The organism is Tenacibaculum sp. IMCC1, from assembly GCF_054906355.1.
The window spans coordinates 1,481,548-1,499,539 of sequence record NZ_CM142818.1 but is presented as its reverse complement, the minus strand read 5'-3'; the positions used below and the strand labels follow the sequence as shown (position 1 = coordinate 1,499,539).

Here is a 17,992-nt window from a genome sequence, read left to right as displayed (position 1 = left end):
AAGATCTAAGAAATGAAATATGTACCTAATTATAGATGTAGGAAATACAAGAGTTAAAGTAGCTGTTTTTGAAATAGATACTATTAAAGAAGTCTTTACTTTTGAAAAAACAAATATAATTTCAGAGCTAAAAAAAATAATTTCAAATTTTTCAATTTCGAATAGTATTATATCGTCTGTAGCTAATTTTACAGATGAGGAAACGAAAAAAATAGCTGAACTTTTGAATCCGGTTTTTTTAGACTCAAATACCAAAGTTCCATTTAAGAACTTATATAAAACGCCAAAAACATTAGGAGTAGACAGGATAGCATTGGCATCAGCAGCGATAAAAAAATATCCAAATAAAAATGTATTGGTACTAGATGCTGGTACTTGTATAACATATGAGTTTATCACAGATGAAGGAAATTATCTTGGAGGGGCTATTTCACCGGGGATAACTATGAGGTATAAGGCACTATATACTTTTACTTCTAAGTTACCGTTATTAAAAGCAAAAGAATTAGAAAACTTTATTGGTACAGATACAGAAAGTTCAATTCATTCAGGGATTATCAATGGAGTTTGTAATGAAATAGACGGGATTATAGTACAATATCAAAAAAAATATCCACATTTAACAGTAGTTTTAACAGGAGGAGATACATATTTTTTGTCAAAACAATTAAAAAGTGTCATATTTGCCCATCCAAATTTTGTTTTGGAGGGGTTACATACTATTTTGATACACAATTTAGCGAATGATTAAGAGATTTATATTAGGAGTTTTTGTACTTACTTCATCAGTAATAATAGCACAAAGAAATAGTGCATCACCTTATTCTTATTTTGGTATTGGTGAGAGTTTTGAGGCAGTAACAGTAGAACAAGCTTCTATGGGAGGTATAGGTGTTGCAATGAAAGATTATCATCACCTAAATTTTACAAACCCAGCTTCAAATGCTGATTTAAAAGCAGCAACCTACGCAATAGGTGGTAGTTTGACTTTTTTAACAGTTAAAGAACAAAATGCTTCTCAAACAGGTAACTCAACAAACTTAAGATATATATCGTTAGGTTTTCCTGTAGGAAAAAATGCAGGTTTATCTATTGGTTTGCAACCTTTTTCATCTGTAGGCTACTCTTTGCTAAATGATGAAAATGCTGATAATGTTACTTTATTCACAGGTGAAGGAGGAGCCAATAAGATATATGCTAGTTATGGTATGTATGTTTATAAAGGCTTGTCTATTGGTGCTGAAGCGGGATTTATTTTTGGAAGCATAGATAATAGCGTTTTAAATCAAAGAGCAGATGTAGCATTAGCAACTAAACATGAAGAGTCTTTCAATTTAAGAGGAGGACAGTTTAAGTTAGGTATACAATATAAAACAGAACTTAAAAATAAACTACAACTATCTACAGGAGCATCATTTATTTTGTCTACAGATTTATCTGCTAAAGGATCTGAGAAAATGTATTCATTGTCATTTAATGGATCAGGGCAAGAAGTTCCTAGAAATGAACTATTCAATAGAACTTTAAATGGTAATATCAACATGCCTTTAAAAAGTATTTATGGTTTTGGTTTAGGAAAAGAAAATAAATGGTATGTAGGAATTAATCAAGAATTTCAAACAGCTTTAGAAAGTAATAGTGTTTTTATAGCAGATGGATCATCTCATAAATATGAAGATTCAAATAAATTTGCAATAGGAGGATATTTTATACCGAAAATAAATTCTATTTCAAGTTATTGGGATAGAGTTACTTATAGGGCAGGTTTGCGTTTTGAAGATACAGGATTGCTAGTTAAAACTACCGATAATTTTACTTCTGTGAAAGACTTTGGCATAAATGTTGGATTAGGATTACCGTTGCCAAGACAACTATCAAACGTTAATATAGGGTTTGAGTATGGGCAAAGAGGTACTACTAACAATAACTTAATAAAAGAAGACTACTTTAATGTAAGATTAAGTTTATCTTTAAATAGTATTAAGTGGTTCCAAAAAACACGAATAGATTAACATAAACTGAGAACGATGAAAAAAATTACGTATTTACTAACAGGATTATTTTTGTTTGTAGCCGTAAGTGGAGCGAAAGCGCAAGCAAGTCAAGAGTGTCATATTAAATACAATCTTTTTAAAGGAGATGCTACAACTAAAAAATATGACCAAGCAAAACCTAATTTAGAATACTTATTAGATAACTGTGCTACATTGTCTATTAACATATACAAGTATGGAGCAAAAGTTGCAGAGAACTTAAAAGATCCTGTTTTAGCTAAAAAAGTATATGAAACAAGATTAGCTAATTATCCAAAGAAAGGGGCAGCAAAAGCGCATAGTGATTACGCTGAGTTTTTAATAGATAATAAATTAGCTTCTGATGATGAAGTTTTTGAAATCTTAAAAAAGGCTTATGATATTTCTCCTAAAGATATGGGGGTAAAAAATATCTTTAGATACTTCCAAATGATAGCTGATAAGTATCAAGATACAAATCCACAAAAAGTATTTGATACTTATGATGATGTAATGGAATCGGTTGATGAAAAGCTGGAAGATTACAGTAAGAAGATAGCAAAGTTACAAGAGAAAGATTCTGTGGGTACTATTACATCAAGAGAAAAGAGTCTTTTAAGAGCATATACTATTAACTCTTCTTCATTAGGTCAAGTAGAAGGTGGTTTAGACGCTAAAATATCTAAGATAGCAACTTGCGAGAGATTAATACCTATTTATTCTAGAGATTTTGAAGAAAATAAAACTGATGGTGTTTGGTTAAAAAGAGCAGTATCAAGAATGTATAACAAAGAGTGTCAAACAGATCCTTTATTTGAAAAATTAGCAAACGAGTATGCTAAAGTAACACAGTCTGCAGATGCATATAACTTCTTAGCAGGAGTTTTGGCTAAAAATGGAGATAAAGGTGGAGCTGCTGAGATGAGAAAAAAAGCATTTGACTTAGAAACAGATCCATTTAAAAAAGCCAAGTATAAATTAAGAGAAGCCCAAAATGCTGGTGGAAGTAGAGGAAGAGCTTTAGCTTACGAAGCTTTGAAATACAATCCTAATATGGGTAAAGCATATTTGTTTATTGCAAGTTTATACCAAAGAAGCGCAAATTCATGTGGTAGCGACGAGTTTGAAAAAAGAATGGTATATGTAGCAGCCTTAAATAAAGCTTTAAAAGCACAAAAAGTTGATCCAGGATGTGGAGCAGGAAGATATATTTCTAGTTACAAAAAAAATGTACCATCTAAAAAGTTAATTTTCCAAAAAGGAATGTCTTCAGGTGCAAGTTATAGAGTAGGATGTTGGATTGGAGAAACTGTTCGTGTACCTTAATAGAAGTTAATGCTTAAAAGAGCAAAACATATATACAATAGCATTGCTACCATTTATTTGGTAGCAATGTTTTTTTCTTGTACTAATTCTAAAAAGGAGGTGCGAGATTTTCTTGCTGATAAAAATTTACCAGTAGGTTCGGCAGTAAATATTTATCATGTTCACAAAGATTCTGGAAGAATAAGTTCAAAAACAAAAGCACCTATTTTTTATGACTATTCAAATAGAAAAGAACACCCTTACAGTGAGTTTCCAAAAGGAATAGAAATAGTAACAATAGAAAAAAAAAGAGCAGATTCAACAACAATTTCTGGTAATTATGCATTAACCTATAATAAAACAAAAATATCTGAAATTAGAGGTAATGTTGTTATCACTAACCATAGCAATCAAACAAAATTAGAAACTAACCAGTTGTTTTGGGATCAAAAGGAGCATTATTTTTTTACAGAAGACGGTTTTCGATTTACAACACCTGAATCTGTAATTAATGGTTTTGGATTTGAGTCGAGCGAAGACTTAACTAAATGGATAGCTAAAGATATTACTGGAGATGTAGAAACTACACAAAAAGATATATAATGAACGCACTTTGGAAATATTTACAATACGGATACTTGATTATAGGAGTAATCTTTTTTGTTGAAGGAATCTTTAAATGGAATTCAGACAGACAAGAAGCATTTATTATGTTTGGATTTGCTATCTTTATCATATTAATTTTCTTCTTCAAACGACACTTTAGAAGAAAAGTAGAAAAAAGAAACAAAGAACGTTAATGCAACCCGAACTCTTAATAATTCTTACTTCTATTTTATTTTCAGCCTTTTTTTCTGGGATGGAAATAGCCTTTATATCTGCAAATAAACTTCACATAGAGTTAGAAAAAAAGGGAGACGGTTTGCTCTCTAAAATTCTAACTAAGCTAACTGAAAAATCCTCAAAGTTTATTACCACTATGTTAGTAGGTAATAATGTAGCTTTAGTTATTTATAGTTACTTTATGGGAGAGCTGTTAATGAAATGGTTTCAATCTTTTTTACCATCAGATTATGCGGTTGTAAACTATGTGTTATCAGACGTAAGTTTATTAACTCAAACCCTTATTTCGACTATAATTATATTGGTAACAGCAGAGTTTTTGCCAAAAGCTATCTTTAGAATTTATGCAAACGAAATGCTAAAGTTCTTTGCACTACCAGCTTATATTTTTTATGTTATTTTTTATGGGGTTACATGGGTAATTACCAGAATATCAGATTTTTTTCTACATGTATTTTTTAGAACAAAAGAAGATGAAATTCAGACCGAATTTAGTAAAGAAGAATTAGGGAATTATATTTTAGAACAGTTAGATTCAGGAAACGATGAAGAAGAAGTTGATTCAGAAATTCAAATATTTCAAAATGCATTAGAGTTTCATAAGGTTAAATCTCGTGAAATTATGGTGCCTAGGACAGAAATTGTTGCGGTTGATTTACACGAAACGGTAAGTAATCTCAAAAAAATGTTCATTACAACTGGGTTATCGAAAATCTTGGTTTATAAAAATTCATTAGATGATATTTTAGGGTATGTAAATGCCTTTGAGCTTTTTAAAAAACCACGTACTATTAAGTCGATTTTGTTACCAGTAGAGTTTGTTCCTGAGTCAATGATTATTAATGATGTACTTAATAATTTAATAAAAAAGCGTAAAAGTATTGCAGTTGTAGTTGACGAGTATGGAGGAACTTCAGGTATTATTACAGTTGAAGATATTGTAGAGGAGTTATTTGGAGAAATAGAAGATGAACATGATACGCAACAATTATTAGAAGAACGAATTAGTGAGTATGAATTTAATTTTTCAGCTCGTTTAGAGGTAGATTATTTAAATGAAGAATATGGTTTAGGAATTCCTAAAGAAGAAGCTTATGAAACCTTAGGAGGTTTTATTTTAAACCATACAGAAACAATACCATTACAAGATGAGGTATTAGATATAGAAAACTTCCAAATCAAAATTTTAAAAGTAAGTGCAACTAAGATTGATGAAATTTATTTTAAAGTAATCTATAAAGAAGATTAAGCTAGCCTCATTTACTTAGAACTCCCTCAAAAACAGCGTAAAAAAACATTGCATTATTTAATGTGAAATTGTATTTTCGCACACTGTTAATAAAATAAATTACGTATGGCAATTTTATCGAAAATTAGAGAACGTTCAATGTTCTTAATTCTTGTAATTGGTTTAGCACTTTTTGCTTTTGTATTAGACCCTTCTACAATATCAGATTTTTTCAGCGCAAGTAAAGTAAACGAAATAGGTGAAGTAAATGGAGAAGCCATTTCTCGTCAAGAGTTTGCTGAAGCACTAGAAGCTTACAAAGCGCAAACAGGAAATAGTATGTCTGAGATGCAAGCAGCAAAGGCAGTATGGAATAATTTAATCCGTCAAAAAATATACAAAAAACAATTAGAAGAAGCTGGAATTACTGTAGGAGATGTAGATATTTTAAATGCCTTATATGAAACTCCTGTAGTTCAAAATGATGCTAGATTCCAAACTTCAGGTATTTTCGATAAAAACAAGTTAAAAGAACATTTAGCTACTATAAAAGAAGAAAATGGACAAGAATGGGCTGCATGGCAAAATTACATGGCTTCTATTAAAAGTAACATAGAAAAAACAACATACGACAACTTAGTAGCTGCTGGTTTAGGAGCTTCTTTAAAAGAAGGTGAGTCTAGATATTTAACTGAAAACACAAAAGTATCTGGTAGGTATGTATATGTACCTTATACAACAATTGCAGATAGCTTAGTAACTTTAAAGAAAAGCGATATTCAAAATTATATAAACCAACATCAAGATGCTTTTCAAGTAGAAGCTTCAAGAGACATTAACTTTGTAAAATTTAATATCGAACCTTCAACAAAAGATGAAGAAGCTATTAAAGCTAATGTGGCCAAATTAATTGATGATTCTGTAGTAAATAACACTCCAGTTAAAGGGTTAAAAAATACTACTAACTACAATGAATTTTTAGAAGAAAATGATTCTGATTTAAGATTAGATAATAGTTATAAATTTAAAATACAAGTTCCTCAAGTAATTGCAGAAGAGGTTTTCAATGGAAATGAAGGTGATGTATTCGGACCATACAAAGATGCAGGATTCTTTAAGTTATCTAAAATTACTGAGGTAAAACAATTACCAGACTCTGCGAAAGCAAGTCATATTTTAATTCCTTTTGTTGGTTCTGCTAGTGCTGATGCTACTGTTGTTCAAACGGAAGAGGAAGCTAAGAAAACAGCAGATAGCTTATTAGCTGTTGTTAAAGCAGATAAATCTAAGTTTGCAGATTTAGCTAAAAAAATGTCATCTGATCAAGGTTCTGCTGAAAAAGGAGGATTTTACGATTGGTTTGCTTACAATAGAATGGTACCATCATTCAGAGATTTTGTTTTTGAAGGTAAAGAAGGAGATATGGGAGTTGTAAAGACTCAATTTGGGTTCCATGTAATTAAAATTGATGGGCAAAAGAATTTTCAACCAGTAGTGAAGTTAGCTACTTTTGGACGTAAGATAGAAGCTTCAGAAGAAACGGAGAATGCAGTATTCCAAAATGCAGAAACATTTGCTTTAGAATTAGCTAATGGAAAAGCTTTTGAAGAAGCTGTAAAAGAAAAAAACTTAACTTCACTACCAGCAGTAGGATTAAAATCTTTAGATGAAAACGTACCAGGAGTTGGTAACGAAAGACAAATTATTACTTGGGCTTTTGAACCAGAGACTGAAGAAGGAAGTTACAAGCGTTTTGATGTTGAAGGAGGATATATTGTAGCGGTACTAACAGCAAAAACAGCTAAAGGTTTAATGCCTGTTGATAAGGCAATTACTTCTGTTCGTCCTATATTAACGAACGAAAGAAAAGCCAAAATGATTGAAGATAAGATGAGCGGAGCTACTTTAGAAGAAATCGCAAAATCTGTGAGTCAGTCAGTGAGAGCAGCAACCGATGTAAACTTACAATCACCAACAATTTCTGGTGTAGGATTTGAGCCTAAAGTAGTAGGAGCAATGATGAACGCTAAAGAAAACAAGGTGGTTAAAAATGTTGCAGGAGATAAAGGTGTATTTGCTTTTGTAGTAGAAAAGAGAGAAGAGCCAACAGCATTACCTAACTATGACACATATAGAAAGCGTATTGTTGCTGAAAGACAGAATAAGACATTTCAAATGTATGAGGCGGTTAAAAAAGCGTCTGAAATTGAAGATAACATGAGTTCTTTTTACGGAATTCAATAAGAAATAACGTCATACCAATAAAAAAATCCCGAACTATTCAGTTCGGGATTTTTTATATGGTGATTTTGATAAAGTTTACCCAAATCCGTTTATAATCCATATTCTCTTTAAAATTTTCTATCATGAACTCTCTTTCATATATAATTCTTTTTTTTAAGTAACACTTGCCATTAACATAAATTGTTATTTTCTTACTTAAGTCAACCATTTCTGGAGAAAGATTAATTCTAAAAGATTTGATTCGAGAAGTTTTAATGGTGAAGGTATTGTTTTGGTATGAAGCAATTATTTTTCCTGATTTTCTTGGAAAGTCAAAGGCTTTTTTATCTACAATTTTTTCTATTAAGCTATCTTTTTCATTATATGTAAGCCACTTTTTAATGTCAAAATTTAAATTATTATGCCAAGAGGTTTTCTTTTGTAAAGTGTCAAGTTGTATGTTAGTTAACCAATCAATACTTCCATAATTATTATCATCAAACTCCCAAGTTATTTTTCTTGGATGAGGATTTCTTTTCCTTTTCATTAAATCTGAAAAAAGAATTTTATAAGCAGACTCAGAAGCATCAAATTGAGGAAACCAATGAGGATAACCATTATATCGATAATCCTTATAATCTGCGGCTATACTTTTCATTAACTTAACTAAATTATCATTAGCGTTTGGAGGATAATAGTAATCTTGGTCGGTAGAAAAATTAATGAATGAACGATTTAATATGTTTTCAATATAAGTTCCACCCGTATACACTTTTGGTTCAGTATTAAAACCATAAAATCCAGCAAATATATTAGGCTGTTTCATTAAATATGAAAATGCCCCAGTAGCTCCATTTGAATGTCCAGAAATAAAAATTTTATCATCGTTTATATTGATAGCTTTTTTTAATTGTCTTACAATTGAAGGCACCATAAAAAAACCAGCATCAGAGGTCATCCAATTATACTTTTTGTTTCCTTTAGGAAAAATTAAAATAACATTATTTTTATCTGCATACTTTGTATAATATCTGTTCCAATACTTTAGGTTTTTCTTTGTTTCAAAGTCAGAAAGTTTAGTATGTCTTACAGCTCCATGTAAAAAAATAAGGACAGGATATTCTTTTTTAGGAGTATAGTTTTGGGGTAAATGAACGTAATAAGATGTTTTTAAAGAATCGTTTATTTTAAAGCTTATAGAATAACTTTGTTGTTGTTTTGTTATATAGGGATTAAATTCTTTTAAATATTTAAAAAGTGTTTCGCTCTTTAAGGTTTCAGGAATACTTATTTTTAAAGTATTGAAAAACTCTACTTCTGATTTTTTTAGATTACTAAAGAATTTAGTTTTTCTTTTTAAAGCCTTAGTTTTTAATTTTGTCCATCTTTTGTCGTTTTGAATATTTTTGTAATCTTCATCTGCATATTCACCAACAACATAGTCCCAACCAGGATAACCGTCTTCATCTTCTATTAATTCAGATAGAGGAGTTAAGTATTTGAAAGCTTTATTATTTTGTTTTAAATCAGCAGCAATAATAGAAGAATAGTATAATTCAGTATCGGTAATACTATCAGGAAACTTTTCAAAAGCTTTTTCAAATAAGCTTAATGCTTTTTTGTAAGAGGTAGTGTCTTTTGAAGTATTCATTGTTTTCATAGCTTTTTTTACTAGTTCAGAATATGTGGTCTGAGCATTAGTTGATATAAAAGCTAAAAAGAAGAAGGTGTAAAATAGTAATTTCATTATTGTTTTTTTTACAAATGTAATTGCAAAAAAGAAATGAAACTTGTAAAAATGGGACGGTAGCTATTTTAAATGCCAAAAAGTATCTTCATTACCAAGTTGTGTTCCTTTTTTTATAAGGTTTTTAGGGGAACTTAAAGTAAGGCTCTTGAAAAGTTTAGTAAGGTGTGATTGATCAAAATAATTGAACTCATGTGCCAAAGAAGTAAAACTTTGTTCCGAATCGATTAAGAGTTTTTTTTCTAAAGTTTTTCTAAAGAGTACAATTTTGTTGAACTTTTTGACTGAAACACCAAAATGAGAATTAAAAAGTCTATTTAAGTGCCTTCTACTCACGTTTAATTTAGAAGCTAAACATTCAATAGTTATAGTATCAAAATTGTTAAAAATTACCTCGATAGCATTATTTAAAATAGTATTGTTATAGGCTACATATCTACGAAATAAAAATTGGTCTAATAATCCTGCAATAGTGTTAATATTTTGTGAGCTAAACAGAGCGTTAAGTTCAAGTTCAGAAAAGAAATTGAATTTTGTTATAAAATATGTAAAAGATAACCCCCTATAAAATTGATGAATACCCAAAGGGTTGAAAATTATTACAATTCTATGTACTTTACCAATTTGTGTGACATTAAAAATATTTTCTCTTAAAGGAGTGAAAATTTGAAGAGGATTAGTATCATTTTTAAAAACTATTTTTCCAATTTCAGGACTAAAATGTGAGTTGTAAAGAGAGATGGAATTATTGAAATGTGGATAGCAATCAAACTCTATTTTTTTATTTTGTGGTTTTACATCCAAATAATAATAATGGACATGTTGTGCTATTATAGGGTTTTTTGGTCTAAAAGTTTCAAAGACATTATTCATTAATTATAAGTTAGGTATTTTCTGTCTATATTTTTATAAAAAAGACGAATTTAGTAAAACTTAGAAAAGTTAGCCAATTGAAGTAAAGTAAAAAAGCAACCTCATACGAGATTGCTTTTTAAAGTATGTTTAAAGCTTTTTTATTAAGCGTTTAATGGTTTACCATCCCAAGCTGCTTTCGCTGCTTCTTTTACAGCTTCAGAGTAGGTTGGATGTCCATGACAAATACGAGCTAAATCTTCCGCAGAAGCTCTGTATTCCATTGCTACAGCTGCTTCCATAATCAAGTCAGCAACACGAGCACCTACCATGTGAACTCCTAATACTTCATCAGTGTTTTTATCAGCCAATACTTTTACAAATCCGTCTAAATCTCCACTTGCACGAGAACGTCCTAATGCACGCATTGAGAATTTTCCAGACTTATAATCAATACCAGCATCTTTTAATTCTTGTTCAGTTTTACCAACAGCCGCTACTTCTGGCCATGTGTAAACAATACCAGGAATTAAGTTATAGTCAATATGAGGTTTTTGTCCAGCTAAATATTCAGCAACCACAACACCTTCTTCTTCTGCTTTATGCGCTAACATAGCTCCACGAACTACATCACCAATTGCATAAATGTTAGAAACATTAGTTTGTAAATGATCATTTACTTCAACCATCCCTCTTTCAGTAACTTTTACACCCGCTTTTTCTAAAGCTAATCCTTCAGTATACGGACGACGACCTACAGAAACTAAACAGTAATCTCCGGTGAAAGTAACCTCTTCACCTTTTTTATTAGTAGCTTTTACTACAACCTCGTCACCATTTCTTTCAACAGAAGTAACTCCATGGCTAGCATTAATTTTCATTCCTTGTTTCTTTAAAACTTTAGTCAGTTCTTTAGAAACATCTTTATCCATGGTTGGAGTAATTGTTGGAGCGTACTCGATAACAGTTACCTCAGCACCTAAACGCTTGTAAACAGAACCTAACTCTAAACCAATAACACCACCACCAATAACTAACAAGTGCTTAGGAACTTCAGGAAGTTTTAAAGCTTCTGTAGAAGTAATTACACGCTCTTTATCAATAGTAATAAATGGTAAAGAAGATGGTTTAGAACCAGTAGCTATAATAATGTTAGTACCTTCAATTACTTCTTCAGTACCATCATTTTTAGTGATTTTTACGTGCGTAGCATCTTCAAAAGATCCTAAACCTTCGTAAACTTCAATATTATTTTTGTCCATTAAATATTTGATACCTCCTGTAGTAGTTTCTACTACATTTGCTTTACGAGCTACCATTTTTCCGAAGTCAAAAGAAGGTTTCTCTACAGAGATACCGTGCTCTTCGAAATGATTTACTGCATCATAGTAATGGTGCGAAGAATCTAATAAAGCTTTTGAAGGAATACATCCAACATTTAAACAAGTTCCACCTAAAGTTGAGTATTTTTCAATGATAGCAACTTTAGAACCTAATTGAGCGGCTCTGATAGCAGCGATATATCCTCCTGGACCAGAACCAATAACGATTAAATCGTATTTCATGAGTTGTGTTTTATAATTTCATCTATTTATATTGCACAATGTCCATTACTAATAGTTCAACTATTTGTGTTTATGTTAACCATTGTTTGCAATTGCCCATTTTGGGCTTTCGTAAAAATGAAGTACAAAAGTACAATTATTTGTCGATAAAATTAGTTTTCATATCTTTAAAACTTAAACGCATTGTATGAAAATTTTTAAAAAAATAATCATAGTTTTATTACTATTGTTAGTAATAGTACAATTTTTTCAACCAGAAAAAAATGAAGGAGAAATTACTTCTGTTCAGTATTTTATAGAAGAAACCAAGCCAAATGATGCAGTGCATAAAATTTTAAAAACGGCTTGCTTTGATTGTCATAGTAACTCAACACGTTATCCTTGGTATAGTAGTATTACGCCTGTGAATTATTGGTTGGCAGATCATGTAAATCACGGAAAAGAAGAATTGAATTTTTCTGAATGGGCTACCTATTCTTTAAAAAGAAAGGAACACAAAATGAAAGAAGTTTGGGAAGAAGTTGAAAAAGGAAAAATGCCATTAGATTCATATACTTGGATGCATGCCGATGCTCGTTTGTCTAAAGAAGAAGTACAACAAATCACTGAGTGGGCAAAAAGCGTTCAAAATAACTACCAAACGCAATTAGCGAACTAAATTAATGCAACAACTTTTAATTATTGGGTATGTTTGGGTAGAAAAAACAACAGGAGCTGGTAACCGAATGCTACAGCTAATCAATGTTTTTAAAAACCATAATTATACCATTACTTTTGCCACACCAGCTCAAAAAACTGAAAACTCTTTAAACTTAGCTGAATTAGGAATTGAAGAAAAATCTATCGAATTGAATTCAAGTTCTTTTGATAATTTTATTATGGAACTTCAACCTGATGTTGTGTTGTTCGATCGTTTTATGATGGAAGAACAATTCGGTTGGCGTGTTGCAGAACATTGCCCGAAAGCTTTGCGAATTTTAGATACAGAAGATTTACACTTTTTACGTAAAACACGCCATAAACAATTAAAAAAAGGAAAACAATTTTCAACAGAAGCTTTGTTGAAATCGAATGAAGCGAAAAGAGAAATAGCCGCTATTTTACGTTGTGATATGAGTTTGATTATTTCGACCTATGAAATCGAACTTTTAAAAGACGTTTTTAAAATTGATGAAGCTTTGTTATATCACTTGCCTTTTTTGTTGAATGCGATTGATGAAAAGGTGGTTAAAAATTGGAAGTCGTTTGAAGAACGAAAACATTTTGTGTTTATAGGTAACTTTTTTCATGCTCCAAATGTCGATGCTGTTTTGCAATTAAAAACAATATGGAAGCAGATCAGAAAACAACTACCCAAAGCAGAAGTACATATTTACGGAGCCTATGTTACGCAACAAATTCAACAATTGCATAAACCAAAAGAAGGATTTATAATTAAAGGTTTTGCAGAAGATGCGCTCGAAGTAGTTAAAAATGCTAGAGTCGTGTTAGCTCCCATTCGTTTTGGTGCGGGAATTAAAGGAAAGTTAACCGAAGCAATGGAATGTGGAACTCCAAGTGTTACTACTTCGATAGGAGCAGAAGGAATGTATGACAACTTACCTTGGAACGGATTTATAGAAGATAATTTTGAGAAGTTTACTAACAAAGCTATAGAGCTATATACTTATGATATTCTTTGGAAAAAGTCTCAACAAAAAGGTATAGAAATAATTAATTCACTATATGATAAAGACAAGTTAGGTGTTTCTTTTATTAGGGGGATTAAAAAAATCCAAGAAAATTTTGAAATACATCGTACACAAAATTTTCTTGGAAGTTTGTTGCAACATCAAACCTTACAGACTACTAAGTTTATGAGCAAGTGGATTGAAGAGAAGAATAAAAAATAGAACTTATTTAATTTTAATATCTACAGAGGTTCTACTTTGCCATCCAGTAACATCAATTACAGAAATTTGACAATGGTAATCACCAGAATCAATATCAGTAGGAATTGTAATGTTTTGTGCTATTTCATATTCTTTAAGATTATTATCAATTGTGTAATTTTCCATAAAAATTAAAGGAGAAACAGGATCTTTTATAGGAGATAATTCACAATTAGAACCTTGGTCATCGTGCGTGTGATGATCAAAATTATGGTGGATATCAATAGCATAAGTGGCCAAAGCTATGTTGTCAGACACTTTTACACGTATTGTGTACTCTTTTCCTTTTTCTAATACAGCACACGATTTAGGAAACCCTTCGTTGTAATTTATGGTAATAGTTGGTTTTTCAGTATCTGGTTCTTCAGAATCACTACTACAACCAAAGTTTACCAAAGTTAAGAAGAGTAAAGCGCTTGTTATTTTTAATAATTTCATGGTAGTTTATTATTTATAAAAGACTACTTGAGAAAATCAAGTAGTCTTTAATTAGTTATAATTATTTTATTTCAAGAGGAATAGACAGCTTTACTGTTTCACTTTCACCACTTTCTTTAGCGTAAATGTTTAACCAGTAGTTTCCTACAGGAGCTCCAGGAATTAAATCGTAGTGATAATGTATGTGTGGGTTTTTAACTCCTTCATATAAATTTTTAGGTAAAACAGTAATTACTTTGTCCCACTTTCCAACTTCAACATTCTGTCCTTCTCTCCATTCTTCGAACCAAAACTCATATTTAATTTCAGTAACAGTATTATTACCAGAAACATATTCAAATTCTGTGTGTAACTCATCTTTTCCAAAAGCGATTGAGTTGTTCTCCCCAATTTCTAAGTCTTTAAATTTTTGAATGATATGTAACTTTTTAGTAATAGCACTTTTAGTTCCGTCTTCATGTTCAACAGTAATTTTGAATTTATAAATCCCTTCAGCAGGTGTAAAAGAAGGAGTGTACTTGTTCTCTTCATCAAAATATACATGGTAATGTATATGAGGGTTTAATTGGCCTTCATATCGGTCAACAGGTACTAAATGGTTTTTTAACTCCCAAATTAGTTCACCGTTTTTAACTTTTGGAACATCGTAAGCTTCTACGTCAAAATAAATTTTAGAAACTTTGCTAGTACCCTCATAGCCAAATTCAATATGAACATCTATGTTCGATTGTGGTAAAACAAAATCAGAATTACCTAACTCCAAGCCTTTGAAATTTTCTGTATTAATATTTTCATCAAAAGTATCTGGGATGTTATCTTCATCACTACAAGAAATGATTAAAAGACTTACGAAAAATAAGATTGCTGATTTAAATGTGTTTTTCATGATTAAAAAAATTAAATAATTAAAATGTTTGTATAATTGTTATTGAAAAGTTTCTTCCAGGTTCAGGAACCTCTATCAGTCTGTAGAAGCTTGTATGGTCGAATACTTTGTTGTTTAAAATATTATTTAGCCTACCTTGAATTTTAAGAGGCTGCTTTTTTGAGAAAAGATCTACACTAGTATGTAAACCGATGTTAAATAAAGAATACCCTCCTGTAGTTTTTTCAGGAGGAACAATATTGTTTTGATCTGAAACTAATCGTACACTAGAGAATATTTTAGTCTCTCCAAAAGTAGACCAAGGATTCAATGTGTATTCAAGCGAAACAACTCCTGTTAATGGAGGGGAAAAAGGAAGTGTGAAGTTTTTCTTTTTTCCACTTAACTGTCTTGCTTTTACATATTCTAAAGAACCTGTAATAGATAATTTATCAATAGGTTCATATTGCGTCATAATTTCGCCACCATATCTAAAAACACGACTTTGATTGTATTGATACTTCTGAAGTGTTTCGTAATACTCAGGGGTTGGACTTAAATAAATATAATTATCAAAATAATTGACAAAAGGAGTAAGCTGGATAGAGGCTTTATTATATTTTGCTTTAAATTCTCCATCTATTTGATAAGAACTTTCAGGCTCTAAATCAAGGTTTCCTTCTTCATATCGGTACATGTGATAGTTTACTCCGTCTGAAGCCAATTCGTTTGCCAGTGGAATTCTAAAACTCTTACCTATATTTATTTTATACGATGTGTTTTTAAGTCCATAACTTAATCCAGCTGAAGCACTAAAACTTCCAAAAGTTAAGCTCTTTCTTTTTGAACGCTGTAGTTGTTGCTGAGTAGTGTTTCCGTTTTCGTCAGTAACAGGAGATAAAAACCACTCGTAATATGGCTGTGTTTTTATTATACCATAATCGTAACGTACACCACCATCTAAATATAATTTGTCGTTGAGTTTTATTTGATCGTACACAAAAGCCCCAGCTGTAAAACGAGTATATTCAGGAATAAGAAACCCCCAACCATCAATAGTATTATCTTGATACTCTAAATTAACACCTGTAGTAACTTTATGTTTATTAAAGTTATGTAATTGACTTTTTACATTAAGACTATAGGTATTCTTTTTAAATAAGCGTTCCATTGTAGATGACGGCTTGGGCATATAACCATGTGGAACAGGTTCTGAGTGTTCTTCGCGATGATTATTTTGAAACCCAAGCTCAACATCTAACGTATAATTGGGGAATAGAAAACTGGTATTATTTGTTATTTTAAAATGATTGACCTTATGATATGGTAAATCAATATCTCTATTGTCAACATCGTAGTCTATTTTAGAAGTTCTCACTTCCAGACCATGAGCATTAGCAAAAAAACCGTTTTTAGAATTAACATTACTAAAAGAAGTTATAGAGCTTATATTATCAGATACATAACCTATAGAAACTCCAACATTATGATTAAATCCTGCTGTATTACGTAAGTAATTTTTATGCAAATCAAAAATGTAATTATCGTACGTTATTTTTTTGGTAGGAACTTTATAATCGCCATAATCTTCATGAGTTATTCTAGCTTTGTAATACCAATGATTATAACGTTGTTTAACACCTAAAGAAACTCCATAAAAATCGTTGTTACTTCTATTGGTAAGGTTTAGTTCACCAGCAAAGGAATTAACATCAGGTAGTAAATTGTTTTTCAGGCTAATTACACCCGATATTGCATCTGAACCATAGAGTAGAGAAGCAGCTCCTTTAGTAACTTCTATATTGTCAATATTATATTGGTCTATTTCCAAACCATGATCGGCTCCCCATTGTTGTGCTTCGTGTTTTATACCGTTTTCAACAACAACAACTCTATTAAAACCTAAACCTCTAATGGTAGGTTTGGATTGACCAGAACCTATAGTTATTGTACTAACTCCTGGTATGTCTTTAAGAGTTTGCATTAAACTATTATCCCTGTTTTTCTCTAAAAAATCAACATCAATCCTTTGTGTGTTGCTAGAGAACTTTGTTAGTGTTTTTTTAGGGTTTTGTGCAATAACCACCTCATTTAATACTGAATTGTCTTGTATTAGAGGAATAACTATTACTGAATTAGTAGGAGAAATACTTTCTTTATAAGTAACATACCCAACATGAGTAACAGTTAAGAGGTATTCTTTGTTTAAAAGTTTAAAAAAAGTACTACTTCCTCTAGTGTTTGTGTATGCGTGCTTTGAACCGATACTCACGTGAGCATTGGGTAACTCACTTTGTGTTGTTGCATCAATAACCTTAATAGTAACAGAATTAGTGTTCTGACCAAAAAGAATATTATGAAACAATACACAAAATAAAGCACCTAAGCTTTGTTTTGTCATTGTAAATAGAATTAAACGAATTGTAGTAGTTGAACTGTAAGCGCTCAACTATTGATTAAATAATATAGAACAGATAGTTAACTAATAGAAAAAGTAAGTGGTAAATACAGTACAGACTTAGTAGGTTTATATGCATATATATTTACAACAATTCTTAATACAAGAAAGTTAAGTATGTTCTAAATTTAGTATGTTATGAGTAAGTTGGAGGTCCTCTAAGCTTTCTATTCAGACATTGGTAAGAAGGTAAGATAATTGACTTGTAATTATCTACTATCGTCTTGCTAGGAAGAATAGCTAAAGCTGGTGAGAAATTTTGTGTAGGTAAATCAAAAGAAGCAAAAGAAAAATAACAAATATCACAATGGTCGTTTACCGATTCGTGTAAGTGAGTAGATTTTTCTTTACAGTTATGGTGGTGTGCTTCATTATCATGATGATGAGTAGCTTTTATAAGAATAGGAAGCATAAGAAGAACCACCAATGATAAAGAGGTGATTTTACGAAATATGCTATTTTTATATAAGCTCATTTTTTATAACTGATAAATGGCAAAAATAAATGCTTGTTGTATTTTTTTAT

At 30.9% G+C, this 17,992-nt stretch carries 16 protein-coding genes; 9 read left to right on the top strand and 7 right to left on the bottom strand.

Translation table 11 applies throughout. From position 1 onward, the window contains the following. Window positions 1–19: 19 nt before the first annotated feature. The 7 genes from ACXIHB_RS06990 to ACXIHB_RS06960 all read left to right on the top strand — a co-directional run bounded on the left by ACXIHB_RS06990 (window position 20) and on the right by ACXIHB_RS06960 (window position 7,632). Window positions 20–751 carry a type III pantothenate kinase gene (locus ACXIHB_RS06990; protein WP_462099257.1) on the top strand — a complete coding sequence of 244 codons (732 nt, stop codon included), beginning with the start codon at window positions 20–22 and terminating at the stop codon, window positions 749–751. Then, the gene (locus tag ACXIHB_RS06985) at window positions 744–2,012 is read left to right on the top strand and encodes a hypothetical protein (protein ID WP_073181738.1); all 1,269 of its coding nucleotides are present in this window, start codon (window positions 744–746) and stop codon (window positions 2,010–2,012) included. The genes ACXIHB_RS06990 and ACXIHB_RS06985 overlap by 8 nt, the downstream gene beginning before the upstream one ends. Before the next feature lie 15 nt (window positions 2,013–2,027). Further along, the gene (locus ACXIHB_RS06980) at window positions 2,028–3,338 is read left to right on the top strand and encodes a hypothetical protein (protein ID WP_047788527.1); all 1,311 of its coding nucleotides are present in this window, start codon (window positions 2,028–2,030) and stop codon (window positions 3,336–3,338) included. A gap of 9 nt (window positions 3,339–3,347) precedes the next feature. Further along, entirely contained in the window at window positions 3,348–3,920 is a 573-nt protein-coding gene (gene lptC / locus ACXIHB_RS06975) for an LPS export ABC transporter periplasmic protein LptC (protein WP_462099256.1), read from the top strand. Beyond that, entirely contained in the window at window positions 3,920–4,117 is a 198-nt protein-coding gene (locus ACXIHB_RS06970) for a hypothetical protein (protein ID WP_159489762.1), read from the top strand. The genes lptC and ACXIHB_RS06970 overlap by 1 nt, the downstream gene beginning before the upstream one ends. Beyond that, on the top strand, window positions 4,117–5,409 hold the full coding sequence (locus ACXIHB_RS06965; protein WP_173359916.1) for a hemolysin family protein: 1,293 nt from the start codon (window positions 4,117–4,119) through the stop codon (window positions 5,407–5,409). Before ACXIHB_RS06970 ends, ACXIHB_RS06965 begins: the two co-directional genes overlap by 1 nt. 105 nt (window positions 5,410–5,514) lie before the next feature. Further along, window positions 5,515–7,632, top strand: coding sequence for a peptidylprolyl isomerase (locus ACXIHB_RS06960; RefSeq protein ID WP_462099255.1), 2,118 nt, complete (start codon window positions 5,515–5,517; stop codon window positions 7,630–7,632). Between the two features lie 52 nt (window positions 7,633–7,684). Here ACXIHB_RS06960 and ACXIHB_RS06955 read toward each other — a convergent pair whose 3' ends face one another. The 3 genes from ACXIHB_RS06955 to lpdA form a co-directional block, all read right to left on the bottom strand. Beyond that, complete coding sequence (locus ACXIHB_RS06955) at window positions 7,685–9,358, bottom strand: alpha/beta hydrolase-fold protein (protein ID WP_253056209.1); 1,674 nt, start codon at window positions 9,356–9,358, stop codon at window positions 7,685–7,687. Between the two features lie 63 nt (window positions 9,359–9,421). Continuing rightward, window positions 9,422–10,231, bottom strand: a complete 810-nt coding sequence (locus ACXIHB_RS06950) for a helix-turn-helix domain-containing protein (protein WP_239179213.1) — start codon at window positions 10,229–10,231, stop codon at window positions 9,422–9,424. Window positions 10,232–10,374: 143 nt separating this feature from the next. Then, window positions 10,375–11,775: a dihydrolipoyl dehydrogenase gene (lpdA, locus tag ACXIHB_RS06945; protein WP_073181729.1), complete on the bottom strand. Its 1,401-nt coding sequence runs from the start codon at window positions 11,773–11,775 to the stop codon at window positions 10,375–10,377. A gap of 187 nt (window positions 11,776–11,962) precedes the next feature. Here lpdA and ACXIHB_RS06940 point away from each other — a divergent pair, with 187 nt between their 5' ends. Together ACXIHB_RS06940 and ACXIHB_RS06935 are read left to right on the top strand one after the other, a co-directional pair. After that, entirely contained in the window at window positions 11,963–12,433 is a 471-nt protein-coding gene (locus ACXIHB_RS06940) for a heme-binding domain-containing protein (RefSeq protein WP_047788521.1), read from the top strand. Between the two features lie 4 nt (window positions 12,434–12,437). Continuing rightward, complete coding sequence (locus ACXIHB_RS06935) at window positions 12,438–13,667, top strand: glycosyltransferase (protein WP_462099254.1); 1,230 nt, start codon at window positions 12,438–12,440, stop codon at window positions 13,665–13,667. A gap of 3 nt (window positions 13,668–13,670) precedes the next feature. Here the strand turns inward: ACXIHB_RS06935 and ACXIHB_RS06930 are convergent, their stop codons facing one another. The 4 genes from ACXIHB_RS06930 to ACXIHB_RS06915 form a co-directional block, all read right to left on the bottom strand. Continuing rightward, the gene (locus ACXIHB_RS06930; protein WP_239179204.1) at window positions 13,671–14,144 is read right to left on the bottom strand and encodes a DUF4625 domain-containing protein; all 474 of its coding nucleotides are present in this window, start codon (window positions 14,142–14,144) and stop codon (window positions 13,671–13,673) included. A gap of 61 nt (window positions 14,145–14,205) precedes the next feature. Continuing rightward, window positions 14,206–15,030: a hypothetical protein gene (locus tag ACXIHB_RS06925; protein WP_047788518.1), complete on the bottom strand. Its 825-nt coding sequence runs from the start codon at window positions 15,028–15,030 to the stop codon at window positions 14,206–14,208. Window positions 15,031–15,049: 19 nt separating this feature from the next. Continuing rightward, window positions 15,050–17,410: a TonB-dependent receptor gene (locus ACXIHB_RS06920; protein WP_462099253.1), complete on the bottom strand. Its 2,361-nt coding sequence runs from the start codon at window positions 17,408–17,410 to the stop codon at window positions 15,050–15,052. A 193-nt stretch (window positions 17,411–17,603) separates the two neighbouring features. Continuing rightward, window positions 17,604–17,942 carry a hypothetical protein gene (locus tag ACXIHB_RS06915; RefSeq protein ID WP_462099252.1) on the bottom strand — a complete coding sequence of 113 codons (339 nt, stop codon included), beginning with the start codon at window positions 17,940–17,942 and terminating at the stop codon, window positions 17,604–17,606. Between the last annotated feature and the right edge of the window lie 50 nt (window positions 17,943–17,992).

Excerpts from the sequence above, each read along its gene's own strand:
- ACXIHB_RS06990 (WP_462099257.1), top strand. The coding sequence starts at position 20 with ATGTACCTAATTATAGATGTAGGAAATACAAGAGTTAAAGTAGCTGTT.
- ACXIHB_RS06985 (WP_073181738.1), top strand. The coding sequence starts at position 744 with ATGATTAAGAGATTTATATTAGGAGTTTTTGTACTTACTTCATCAGTA.
- ACXIHB_RS06980 (WP_047788527.1), top strand. The coding sequence starts at position 2,028 with ATGAAAAAAATTACGTATTTACTAACAGGATTATTTTTGTTTGTAGCC.
- lptC (WP_462099256.1), top strand. The coding sequence starts at position 3,348 with ATGCTTAAAAGAGCAAAACATATATACAATAGCATTGCTACCATTTAT.
- ACXIHB_RS06970 (WP_159489762.1), top strand. The coding sequence starts at position 3,920 with ATGAACGCACTTTGGAAATATTTACAATACGGATACTTGATTATAGGA.
- ACXIHB_RS06965 (WP_173359916.1), top strand. The coding sequence starts at position 4,117 with ATGCAACCCGAACTCTTAATAATTCTTACTTCTATTTTATTTTCAGCC.
- ACXIHB_RS06960 (WP_462099255.1), top strand. The coding sequence starts at position 5,515 with ATGGCAATTTTATCGAAAATTAGAGAACGTTCAATGTTCTTAATTCTT.
- ACXIHB_RS06955 (WP_253056209.1), bottom strand. The coding sequence starts at position 9,358 with ATGAAATTACTATTTTACACCTTCTTCTTTTTAGCTTTTATATCAACT.
- ACXIHB_RS06950 (WP_239179213.1), bottom strand. The coding sequence starts at position 10,231 with ATGAATAATGTCTTTGAAACTTTTAGACCAAAAAACCCTATAATAGCA.
- lpdA (WP_073181729.1), bottom strand. The coding sequence starts at position 11,775 with ATGAAATACGATTTAATCGTTATTGGTTCTGGTCCAGGAGGATATATC.
- ACXIHB_RS06940 (WP_047788521.1), top strand. The coding sequence starts at position 11,963 with ATGAAAATTTTTAAAAAAATAATCATAGTTTTATTACTATTGTTAGTA.
- ACXIHB_RS06935 (WP_462099254.1), top strand. The coding sequence starts at position 12,438 with ATGCAACAACTTTTAATTATTGGGTATGTTTGGGTAGAAAAAACAACA.
- ACXIHB_RS06930 (WP_239179204.1), bottom strand. The coding sequence starts at position 14,144 with ATGAAATTATTAAAAATAACAAGCGCTTTACTCTTCTTAACTTTGGTA.
- ACXIHB_RS06925 (WP_047788518.1), bottom strand. The coding sequence starts at position 15,030 with ATGAAAAACACATTTAAATCAGCAATCTTATTTTTCGTAAGTCTTTTA.
- ACXIHB_RS06920 (WP_462099253.1), bottom strand. The coding sequence starts at position 17,410 with ATGACAAAACAAAGCTTAGGTGCTTTATTTTGTGTATTGTTTCATAAT.
- ACXIHB_RS06915 (WP_462099252.1), bottom strand. The coding sequence starts at position 17,942 with ATGAGCTTATATAAAAATAGCATATTTCGTAAAATCACCTCTTTATCA.